Source organism: Acinetobacter sp. YH01020 (genome assembly GCF_013420275.1).
Taxonomy (GTDB): Bacteria; Pseudomonadota; Gammaproteobacteria; order Pseudomonadales; family Moraxellaceae; genus Acinetobacter; species Acinetobacter amyesii.
This window is the reverse complement of sequence record NZ_VOYN01000045.1, coordinates 23171-30126: the sequence shown is the minus strand read 5'-3', so window position 1 is coordinate 30126 and position 6956 is coordinate 23171. Positions and strand designations below refer to the sequence as shown.

7 protein-coding genes and 1 other RNA gene are annotated in these 6956 nt (G+C 39.2%); 5 read left to right on the top strand and 3 right to left on the bottom strand.

Annotation, left to right across the window (positions count from 1 at the left end; translation table 11 throughout):
* Positions 1–317 precede the first annotated feature (317 nt).
* Both FTT85_RS14525 and FTT85_RS14520 read left to right on the top strand, forming a co-directional pair.
* Positions 318–1517 (top strand): YncE family protein, encoded by a 1200-nt coding sequence (locus FTT85_RS14525; RefSeq protein ID WP_257225699.1) that lies wholly within the window; start codon positions 318–320, stop codon positions 1515–1517.
* A gap of 84 nt (positions 1518–1601) precedes the next feature.
* Positions 1602–2066, top strand: a complete 465-nt coding sequence (locus FTT85_RS14520) for a hypothetical protein (RefSeq protein WP_180107602.1) — start codon at positions 1602–1604, stop codon at positions 2064–2066.
* Positions 2067–2221: 155 nt separating this feature from the next.
* Here the strand turns inward: FTT85_RS14520 and ssrS are convergent.
* From ssrS to FTT85_RS14505, 3 genes are all read right to left on the bottom strand, one after another.
* A non-coding RNA gene (ssrS, locus tag FTT85_RS14515) (6S RNA) lies at positions 2222–2404 on the bottom strand.
* A 99-nt stretch (positions 2405–2503) separates the two neighbouring features.
* Positions 2504–2791: a cell division protein ZapA gene (locus FTT85_RS14510; RefSeq protein ID WP_168378082.1), complete on the bottom strand. Its 288-nt coding sequence runs from the start codon at positions 2789–2791 to the stop codon at positions 2504–2506.
* A 2-nt stretch (positions 2792–2793) separates the two neighbouring features.
* Positions 2794–3345, bottom strand: coding sequence for a hypothetical protein (locus tag FTT85_RS14505; protein WP_078192940.1), 552 nt, complete (start codon positions 3343–3345; stop codon positions 2794–2796).
* A gap of 64 nt (positions 3346–3409) precedes the next feature.
* On the opposite strand from FTT85_RS14505, the gene FTT85_RS14500 reads away from it, so the two are divergent.
* The 3 genes from FTT85_RS14500 (at position 3410) to FTT85_RS14490 (ending at position 6814) form a co-directional block, all read left to right on the top strand.
* Entirely contained in the window at positions 3410–4027 is a 618-nt protein-coding gene (locus tag FTT85_RS14500) for a UPF0149 family protein (protein ID WP_180159941.1), read from the top strand.
* 102 nt (positions 4028–4129) lie between these two features.
* Positions 4130–5452: a Xaa-Pro aminopeptidase gene (pepP, locus tag FTT85_RS14495; RefSeq protein WP_180183846.1), complete on the top strand. Its 1323-nt coding sequence runs from the start codon at positions 4130–4132 to the stop codon at positions 5450–5452.
* Positions 5453–5638: 186 nt separating this feature from the next.
* Positions 5639–6814, top strand: a complete 1176-nt coding sequence (locus tag FTT85_RS14490) for a tetratricopeptide repeat protein (protein ID WP_180183845.1) — start codon at positions 5639–5641, stop codon at positions 6812–6814.
* The last annotated feature ends 142 nt before the right edge of the window (positions 6815–6956 follow it).

Sequence of the window (6956 nt, the reverse complement as noted above, 5' to 3'; positions counted from 1 at the left end):
TGTACACAGTGCACTGGGTTATGTATCACCTTTTGAGTTTGAAGCAATGTACTATGATAAGATTAACCCGTTAGGTCAGGTGGCCTAACTTAAATAAAAAAGTCTCCGACAAACCCGGTACGGTTCAACTTGGTTTTAATCAACAACTCATCGGAATTAAAACAAATACGCTATATCTACACTTGTATATTGAATAAGCTTTCTTTGCGCTTAAAAAGCGACACTTATCTGATGACGTAGCTCAAAAGGTATGCATAAAAACAAATTAATGGACAATAAAAATGAAAAAGAATCTCTGGATCAGGACACTTCTTTGTATGACGGTTGCGGTGTCGCCACTTACTTTCGCAGCGACAACCACTGCACCCGTTCCACCCAATAGCCAGCAAGTCTTTTTTGTCGGCAATAACTGGGATGGTACGGTAACAGTGATCAATCCTGCAAAAAACTATCAGAAAGTTGGTGTCATCAATATGGTGCCCGACAAAAAGGAACGGCTCACTGAAATTTACCTCAACCCAGTAAAATTGATTGCCTATAGCTATATTCGTAATACGGCAGGAGAGGGAAATGATCAATTGGTCGATGATATGTATTCCACACCAGATGGCAAATCGGTAGTTGCATCACGCCCAAGCTATGCAGATGTAGTCTCGATTAGCATAGCAACAGGAAAAATCAATTGGCGCACACCCGTTGAGGGATTTCGAGCAGACCATATGGCAGTATCCCCTGATGGGCAACAGGTTGCAGTATCAGCGTCTTCAGGAAATGTCGTACATATACTCGATATCAACACAGGCAAGGAGCTCGGGCGCTTTGCCACAGGAGATAAGCCACATGAAAATATTTACTTTGATGGTGGCACAAAAATTCTTAACTCAGCCATAGGTAATGTGGAAACCTCAATGGATGCAGCGTGGCAGGATTTCACTAAAGGCAAACGCTATATCACCATTGCCGATGCTAATAATTTTAAAGTCTTGAAGAAAATTGATTTTCGTCCTGCATTGGATGCCTTTGGCCGTAAAGACCTATCGAACGCTGTGCGTCCAATTGTGTTTAGTAAAGACGAATCCAAAATCTATGCACAAGTCTCATTTTTTAATGGCTTGGTCGAATATGATCTCAATCAAGGCAAAGTCACACGCATTGCACAGCTTCCGGGAAGTACAACTATTCCCTCTGATCGCACGAAATGGGTAAATGACTCACGTCATCATGGGCTTTCGATCAGTGGAGATGGTGAAAAACTATGTGTTGCAGGAACGATGGATGATTATGCCACCATCGTCGATCGTAAAACTTTGACCGCGGCGAAATTGATTGCTGCAGGCAAACCGTATTGGGCAACGCAAAGTCCAGATGGTAAGCGTTGTGTCATTTCTGAAAGTGCCACAGATGCAGTAACCGTGATTGATTTTGCAACAGGTGAAAAAGTCATCACAGTTCCAGTTGGCAATCACCCACAGCGTGTTCGTTTAGGTTATGCACCAGCAGGATGGGGCAGTCAGTAAAACAGTTTAAATCAAAAGAAAATGGAAAAATCAGAGTCAAATCGGCTCTGAATTTTTAATTGAAAAACATTTAGAGATTGAATCATGTATAAGAAATGGATTGTTATTGGGTTAGTGGTTGGCTTGATTTTATTGTTGATGATTCAGTTATTAAAACCAAAGCAGCAGGAGGTTCATGAACAGCTACCGTTAGATCAACAAAAAGTGTCTGAAACACGTTCTGAGCGAACTACAGAAAATGTATTGCAGCATTCAAGTTCTAATTCCAAACAATCAATACTCGACAGAGAAACGCACTCTGAGCTATTACAGCAACGTGAACAGGTATATCAACAATTTCAGCAAATAAACACGCTGATGAGTCAGGGACAGCAGCCGAATCAAAATCAAGTACTCGCTCTACTCGAGCAACAATATAACTTGGTTAAAAAAGGCGTCGTGAAATTGGATGAAGCCATTTCATCAATTCAATATTTACGACAAATACTTCCTGAAATGGACAGAGCTTTGGATAGACAGCTAGCTAAACTGGAACAACTCAAAAAATGAATTAACTTGAATAAATACACTTTTAAACTAACCAAACTTAAATGAAATAATTAAGGTGAAGAACAAAAGTAGAGTGGCACGGAAATAGAATAGTAAATTAAAAAAATGTTTTTTTAAATCAAATACTTGTAATTTAAATAAGGATTTTGAAAATAAACACTCCGAAGATGCCGCTGCAAATGTCGTGACCCTGAACCCGATGAGTTCAAGGTGGACGCGACGTACACTCGCTGGGTTTCCCACTCGAGGAGGGCATACGCTCAGAATATACAGAACACATCCATAAGTTTAAGTATCGGCAGGGGATTAGACCTAGCTGGCGAACACCTCAGAGATGTGCTCAGTATAACGAATTCAGCGTTATTGGCAAATCACCAAACACTGACAAAGTGTTTAAAATGAAGTAATCGGGCAAAGTATAATCACTAAACCACCGATTAATCAGTCAATTCTTCAACTTGTTCCAAAATATTTTGCAACAAAAGTTCGCAGTTTGCATATTCTTGCAAACTCTTATTCATTGACAGGACTTCTTGCATTAATTCAAGTGCAACCATAATGATCAACTTACTCGGTTCCATACGTGGTGCTTTACGACGAAATTCATCGTATTTGTCATTCAGTAATTGTGCTGCGCGTTCTAAATCGGCTTGTTGGTCAGAAGTCGTTGCTAAACGGAAACTATGACCTAGAACTTTTAAATCAACTGCAATTTGTTCACTCATGATCAAACTTCCTCATTACTTTCAGTCGGATGTGCCAATTGTTGAATTTCTTGCGCATGTTGATCTTGAGCTGTACCTAAAATAGCTAAACGTTGAATAATCGCTTCAACTTTTGCTTTGGCATGTTCATTTTTTTGCAATAAACGTTCACGTTCTTGCTGCAAACCTTGAATTTCTTGTTGAGCATGACGCTGTTCATTTTGCATCTTTTCTTTAACGATACGTAGCTCATTACGTTCTGCCAAAATTTCTTGAAAACGATTTTTTAGATCAGTACAGCTTTTTTCAAGACGGCTATATCGGTCAGCCAAAGCAGTTGCATCAGTATTCAGCTGTTGAAGTTGAGCACGTGAATCAGTTAATTGCTCATTCAGCGTATCAATTTCTTCTTGTTTGGAGGTGATAATACCGTTCTTATGTACAATTTGAGCATGATGGTGCTCATCAGACGAGTTTTTCTCATCTTGTAGGGCATTATTTTCGCTTTCAAATTGCGCCAGTCGCTTTTTTAAAACGCTAATATGCGCTTGGAGACGCTGTAATTCTTCTAACATAACGTAGTCGCACAGTCTTGCAAACAAAGGTAATATATACGAAGTATAGAGATTGGATAAGCGAATGCAAGACGATATTTCAGGTTGGTCAGATTGGTCCCAGAATTTTTCTAAAATTGAAGAAATTTCAAGCCCAAGTGAGTTACATGGTCTACTCACTGGTATAGTTTGTGTGTCACAACCCCCGAGTCGTGAAGAGTGGCAACAAATTTTAGCAACGCTTGATGTGGCTGAATTAGACGAAGATGCGGTGGCATTGTTGACTGAAGAAGCAGAAGATGTAGCTCATTCACTTTCAGATGATGAACTCGACTATCTTCCTTTATTACCAGATGATGATCACTTGCTAGGTGAGCGTGTGCAAGCCTTGGCAGATTGGTGTGCAGGTGTTGTTCTTGGTTTTGGTTTGGCGGCAGGTCATCTGCGCACCAATGAACAAGAATTGATTGAGCATTTACAGGATGTCGCTTCAGTAGAATTTGAAGATTCAGATGATGATGAAGACGGTGAAGAAAGCTATCAGGAATTATACGAATTTGTTCGTTTAATCCCAGTGAGTCTGTCGATGGGACGTACCAAAGTTGATGTTTCAGAAACACCGTTGCTACAACTGAGCGCTAAAAATTCATTGGCTCAAGCGGGCAATGTGGTTGAAATGTTCACCCCACACCGTCCAAGTTAAGGCATTCTTTTTGCATTAATAATTAATAGATGATGGGCTCTATCTAAGGAGTTCATCATCCTATTAAATCAATCATAGTCCAAGCGTATAAGAAGCATATCAATGAAGAAATTAACTCAAGCAGATTTTCAGGAACGTCGTGACATCCTTGCAGGTGAAATGGGCTTACGCAGTATCGCAATTATTGCCACGAGCAAAGAAGCCATGCGAAACCGTGATGCCGACTATAAATTCCGTGCTGATAGTAGTTTCTTTTATTTAACAGGTTTTGCTGAACCTGAAGCGGTTGCAGTGATTGAAACCTTTGATAGCGAAGAAGAAGGTTATAGCTATAGTTTGTTCTGCCGTGAACGTGACCGTGAAATGGAAATTTGGAATGGTTACCGTGCGGGTATTGATGGCGCGATTGATGACTATGACGCGGATGAAGCCTTTGCTATCGATTTATTAGACGAAGAAATTTTAGAAAAATTACAAAATAAAGATAAATTATTTTACCGTATCGGGCAGCAAGCAGATTTTGATGCCCGTGTGGCGCAGTGGATTGCAGCTGCAAGCGGTGAATCACGTAAGGGTGCAAGTGCGCCGGCACAAGTCATTCAATTGGATCGCATTATCGATGAAATGCGTTTGCATAAGTCTGATGATGAACTCGAATTGATGCAGATTGCTTCGGATATTTCAGCAGAAGCACATACTCGTGCCATGCAAACAGTCAAACCGGGCATGATGGAATATGCACTAGAAGCAGAACTGAATTATGTCTTTGGTAAAAATGGATGTGTACCGTCCTATAATAGCATCGTTGGTGGTGGTGAAAATGGCTGTATTTTGCACTATGTGGAAAATGATAAAGAATTAAAAGATGGTGATTTGGTACTAATTGACGCAGCTTGCGAATATCAACTGTATGCTTCGGATATTACCCGTACCTTTCCAGTCAACGGCAAATTTAGCCCAGAACAAAAAGCGCTTTATAATGTAGTGCTCGATTCGCAAATTGCGGCGATTGATGCTGTGCGTATTGGCAACTCTTATAAAGAACCGCATAACGTTGCAGTGCGTATTTTAGTTCAAGGCTTACTGGATCTTGGCATCATGCAGGGCGATATTGACGAAATCATCGCAAAAGAAAGTTACCGCCAGTTCTATATGCATGGCACAGGTCACTGGCTCGGTATGGACGTGCATGACGTCGGTTCATATAAACAAGACGGTGAATGGCGTGCCTATGAAGAGGGTATGGTTGTGACTGTAGAGCCGGGTCTTTATATTGCGCCAGATGATGAAACGGTTGATGAAAAATGGCGCGGTATTGGCATTCGTATTGAAGATGATGTGGTGGCAACGAAAAATGGCCCACGTGTGTTAACTGCTGCAGTGGTGAAGTCTGTTGAAGATATTGAAGCCTTAATGGCGAAGTAATTTACTGTAAGAGAATAAGCCGGTCAGATGATCGGCTTTTTTTATCTACAAGCAGTCTTATAAATACTAGTTATATAGACAAGTGTAATTAACAATGGAGTTGATTTTATGATGTTAATTTTTTACAAAAATTAGATATAAGTCTTTTTAAATTAATCGTATAAATTTTTTATTTTAATCATAATTATGGGTGTTAGAAAAGCTGGAGTGGTTATTCCCTTTAATGGCAATCAACAGGATATTGAAAGACTGGTAAATGATTGGCTGGTTTATTTTGAAGAAAACTCAAAATCTGCATTAGATATAGAGTGGCTGACGGATCATATTGTTTGTATCAATAGTGCCGGATTAGCACATTTTGCTTTTACTGAACCTGAAAAATGGAGCAGTTTGCTGAGCAGTCAGTTGCCGATGAAATGGATGATCTTCTTTGATTTTGCAGACACAAATTCAAGCTATAGCTATGCGCTTTATAAAGAGGGTGCAGAAATCAGATGTGTCATTCAAGCGGAAGAAGAGGAACTTTACATGGATGGAGAAAGACAAGATTTTGAAAAGGAATGGTTAAACTTTTCAACAAGGTATTTATACGAATATGTTGAAAATGGCAAAGTTCAAAAAAAATGGACGACTGATTTAAACAGTTTAAAAGAAGAAATCAATGAAGATTTGGAAAGCTATTATCAGTATTATTATTTTAGCGAAAAGGATCATTTAATTTATCATACTCAATTGGTTCGGCAGTTATTGATTGAACTCTTTAAAAACTATGTCGGTTTTGAAATCTTTGATAGTGATTATAATCCAGTAAAGAAAATAAAGTTTAAGTATAACAATCAGCGTACTTATGATGATTATTTGAGTTTAGCCTCTAGAGGGGATATTGCAGCCCAAATTAAATTGGGTGAAATGTATGAAACGGGATGCGGCGTCGAAAAAAATGATGTTACAGCACAAGGATGGTATCAAAAAGCGGCTGATCAGGGTGATGATGCGGCGATGCTGAAGTTAGCGGTGCTGTTGTTCAGAAAACCATGTAAAACAGAGGTTCATATCGCTTTAGCTCTGCTGAATCAGTCAGTGGAAAAGGGAAATATAAACGCAAGAACGGCCCTTGCTGAAATATATGAAACGGGCGAAATTCTTGATCAAGATTATAATGTAGCAATGAGCTTGTACAAGCAATCGGCAAAACAAGGCTGTGCAATTGCTCCCTATAAAATTGGCTTAATGTATGAGCTAGGTAATGGTGTAGATCTAGATTTAAAGATGGCAAAACGTTGGTATCACCAAGCAGCGAATGCTTTTAATCAAGATGCAGAAATTCGATTGCAGGAATTAATCCAGCATTTTAATGCTTAAGCCATTCATTTAAATTATTCCGTATTAAGGAGATCGTTTCTGTCTTTTGTGTTCTATATCTTTATCTATAGCAATGAAAATAAATTGAATACATGAGCGCAATATTTTGACCAAATCATGGAAAATATTAAATAAATATAAA

Excerpts from the sequence above, each read along its gene's own strand:
- FTT85_RS14525 (WP_257225699.1), top strand. The coding sequence starts at position 318 with ATGACGGTTGCGGTGTCGCCACTTACTTTCGCAGCGACAACCACTGCA.
- FTT85_RS14505 (WP_078192940.1), bottom strand. The coding sequence starts at position 3,345 with ATGTTAGAAGAATTACAGCGTCTCCAAGCGCATATTAGCGTTTTAAAA.
- FTT85_RS14500 (WP_180159941.1), top strand. The coding sequence starts at position 3,410 with ATGCAAGACGATATTTCAGGTTGGTCAGATTGGTCCCAGAATTTTTCT.
- FTT85_RS14510 (WP_168378082.1), bottom strand. The coding sequence starts at position 2,791 with ATGAGTGAACAAATTGCAGTTGATTTAAAAGTTCTAGGTCATAGTTTC.
- FTT85_RS14490 (WP_180183845.1), top strand. The coding sequence starts at position 5,639 with ATGGGTGTTAGAAAAGCTGGAGTGGTTATTCCCTTTAATGGCAATCAA.
- FTT85_RS14520 (WP_180107602.1), top strand. The coding sequence starts at position 1,602 with ATGTATAAGAAATGGATTGTTATTGGGTTAGTGGTTGGCTTGATTTTA.
- pepP (WP_180183846.1), top strand. The coding sequence starts at position 4,130 with ATGAAGAAATTAACTCAAGCAGATTTTCAGGAACGTCGTGACATCCTT.